2 protein-coding genes and 1 pseudogene are annotated in these 3,324 nt (G+C 62.1%); all 3 read left to right on the top strand.

Annotated features, from left to right (window positions below):
* Positions 1 to 123 precede the first annotated feature (123 nt).
* Entirely contained in the window at positions 124 to 522 is a 399-nt protein-coding gene (locus IT40_RS26065) for a P27 family phage terminase small subunit (RefSeq protein WP_036761372.1), read from the top strand.
* Positions 522 to 2,180 (top strand): terminase large subunit, encoded by a 1,659-nt coding sequence (locus IT40_RS26060; protein ID WP_036761371.1) that lies wholly within the window; start codon positions 522 to 524, stop codon positions 2,178 to 2,180. Before IT40_RS26065 ends, IT40_RS26060 begins: the two co-directional genes overlap by 1 nt.
* A gap of 17 nt (positions 2,181 to 2,197) precedes the next feature.
* Positions 2,198 to 3,324: pseudogene (locus IT40_RS26055) on the top strand (hypothetical protein); the annotation flags it as partial.

Here is a 3,324-nt window from a genome sequence, read left to right as displayed (position 1 = left end):
CCGCTATCCGCTGGCGCAGATCACCACCGCCGACCGGCTGGTGATGGACGGCAAGCCCTTCAACATCCTCGGCCTGGCCGAAATCGGGCGTCGGAAGGGCTTGGAAATCAGGGTAATCGCGGCATGAGCAAGCACCTGCGCGGCGTCAAGCCTGCCCTTGGCCGTGATGCGGAGGCGCTGACCAAGGCACCACCGGCACCGGCCTATCTGACCAGCCACGCAAAAGCCGAATGGCGGCGCGTCCTGCCGCTCTTGGTCGCGCGCGGCGTGATCACCAAGGCCGATCTGGCGGGCGTGGAAGCCTATTGTGCTGCTGCGGGTGCTGCGCGCCAGATCGGCGAGGCGATGGCGCTGGCCGGTGGTCTGCCCGATCTGCGGCTGGGCGGGCTGCAAATCCGCTACATGCAGACCGCCCGCCAGTTTGCCGCCGAATATGGTCTGACGCCGACCAGCCGCGCCCGCATGGGGGCTGGCGGTGATGGCGACGACGACGACACCAGCCCGAACCCCTTGGCGATCTGATGGCGCAGAAATCCAGCTTCCCCGCATGGGTCTATGATAACAGCCCGATCCCTGACCCCCTCGGGCAGGGTGAACGCGCGGTGCAATTCCTGCGTGCCTTGCAACATCCCAAAAGCAAAGCGCCGGGCAAGGCGTTTACTCTCTATCCGTGGCAGGAACGTATTATCCGGGCGATCTACGGGCCGCGCGATGCCGATGGCGACCGCATTGTTACGCGGGTTTTCTTCTACATTCCGCGCGGCAACCGCAAGACCACGCTATCGGCGGCGCTGGCGCTGCTGCACCTGATCGGCCCCGAGAAGGTGCCGGGCGGGGAAATCGTCTTTGCAGCCGGTGACAAACGGCAGGCATCCATCGCCTTCAAGGAAGCGCGCGAGATGGTGGCGCTTGACCGGCGCTTGATGAAGGCCACCAAGATCATCAACCAGCGCAACGCCGCGCGCGAGATTGAAAGTCTCATTCGCGGCTATAAGTCCAAGCTGGAAGTGGTTTCCTCGGATGGTTCGCGCCAGAACGGCACGACGCCAAGTTTCGTCCTGGCGGATGAGATTCACGCTTGGCAGGAAGCGGCGGGCGCGGAAATGTGGGAGGTGCTGGAATCCGGTATCTCGAAAGGCCGCAACGGGCTGATGGTCACGGCGACCACCGCCGGGCGCGGAGCCACCGGCTTTGCCGCCGACCAGTATACTTATGCGCGTGACGTGGCGACTGGCAAGGTTGTGGACCCGTCCTTGCTGCCGATCCTGTTTGAGATGCAGGAAGGCGACGACTGGACCGATGAACAGGTTTGGCACCGCTGCAACCCCGGCCTTGCCGATGGTTTCCAAGACCTGAAAGACCTGCGCAACAAGGCGCGGCGGGCGCTGAACCTGCCCGCTGCCGGTTATGCGTTCCAGCAATATCATTTGAATCGCTGGATGGGGAACAGCCGCGACCCGCTGTTTGATCTGGCGGTATATGATGCCCGGTGCTTCCCGTCCGAACTGGACAAGAACGGCAAGCCCGATGAATCCGAGCTTGAACAGCTTCCGGCCTATATCGGCGTGGACCTGTCGCAGACCGGCGACCTGTCGTCCGTATCCATTGCTTTCCGGCATGATGATGGTCAAATCACCCTGCGCAACCGCTGTTTCGTGCCTGCCGCCGATCTGAAAGCCAAGGGCGACAAGGACCGCGCGCCCTATCAGGAATGGGCCGACGCCGGGCTGATCGAGGTTTGCCCGGCTGGCATCATCGACGAAAAGCAGGTGGAGGATTATATCCGCGAGCTTTGCGGGCACTATAACGTGCAAGAGATCGCGGTGGACCCGCATCTTGCCAACAAGCTGATGCAGAACCTGGCCGACGATGCCTTGCCGGTGTTCCAGCACCCGCAATCGGTGATGCAGATGAGTCGCGCCATTGGCGAATTGGTCAAGGCGGTCAACGGCGATCTGATCCGCCATGACGGCGACCCGGTGGTGCGCAGCCATTTTAACAACGTGGCCGTGTCCACGAACCCGCAATCCGGGCTGGTGCGAATGCACAAGCAGCGCAGCAATGGCCGCATTGACGCGGCTGTCGCCTCGGCCATGGCGGTTAGCCGGGCGCGCATCGCCCATGAGCAAGGCGGGCTTTATAGCCGCGATGATATTTTTGACCTGCTGAAAGCAGCGTAACGATAGGACTGTTTACAATGGCACTTGATGAAACCGGCCTGCTGGTCAAGCTAGAGGCGAATGTCGCCAAATGGGAGAAAGACTTTGGCCGCGCCATTGTCCAGCAACAGCGCGCTTCAAAGCGCATGGAGCAACTGGCCCGGCAAAACGCCAACAAGATCGCCTCGGAATATGAGGGCTTGGGCGGCAGGATCGGCAAAGCCTTCAATGCTATTCCCGGATCGCTGAAAGGCTTGGGCGGCGCGTTCTTGGGCGGCTTGGCGGGCGGGATTGCCGTTGGCGGCCTGGATCAGATCGCTAGCAGCGTTTCCCGGATCGGCAAGGAAACGGCGAACCTGAAAAACGAGGCCAGCCGCGCAGGCATTTCCACGACCGTCTTTCAGGAATGGAAGTTCCTTGCCGATCAGAACCGGATCAGCGTTGATGCGCTGACCGATGGTTTCAAGGAAATGCACCTGCGGGCCGGTGAGTTCTTTCTTGACGGTTCCGGCGCTGGTGCTGCTGCGTTCCAAAAGCTTGGTTATTCCGCCGAGACCCTGAAAGAGAAGCTGAAAGACCCCTCGGCCCTGATGACCGAGATTCTGGGCAAACTGAAAAACTTTGACCAAGCTGGCCGATCCTTCCTGCTGGAAGAAATTTTCGGCGGCGCGGGCGGCGAACAGCTTGGCATCCTGATCGGCCAGGGCGAGGCTGCATTGAACGCCACCATTCAGCGCGCCCATGAAACAGGCGCGGTGCTGGATTCGGAACTAATTGACCGCGCTGCCGAGATCGACCGCAAGTTTGGCGAACTGACCGCCCGTGTTGAATCCTTCGGCAAGCGCGCGGTGATCGCTATTGGCGACGCTGCCGTGGAGTTGGCCGACTTCCGCGACCGGCTGGACGGCATCTTTGACAATGAGGCCGAGGGCCGGGCGATCCTCGGCAATGAACTGTATGACAGTTTGTCGCGCGACCGTGATGCGGTGGATGCGCAGGCCGAGGCGCTGCGCCAGCTTGATGCCGAGTATATGCGGCTGGCCGAGGAAGCCGCCAGCGCGGGCATGGCGATGCGCGGCGCTATCGGCCAGCTTGACGCCTGGGGCTATGGCGAAGCCGCTGACCAACTGCGCACCCTGTCCGCGCAACTGGACGCGGCGCAGCA

The organism is Paracoccus versutus (assembly GCF_000763885.1).
Taxonomy (GTDB): Bacteria; Pseudomonadota; Alphaproteobacteria; order Rhodobacterales; family Rhodobacteraceae; genus Paracoccus; species Paracoccus versutus.
The sequence above is the reverse complement of the archived record's forward strand: the minus strand, read 5'-3'. Positions and strand labels throughout refer to the sequence as shown.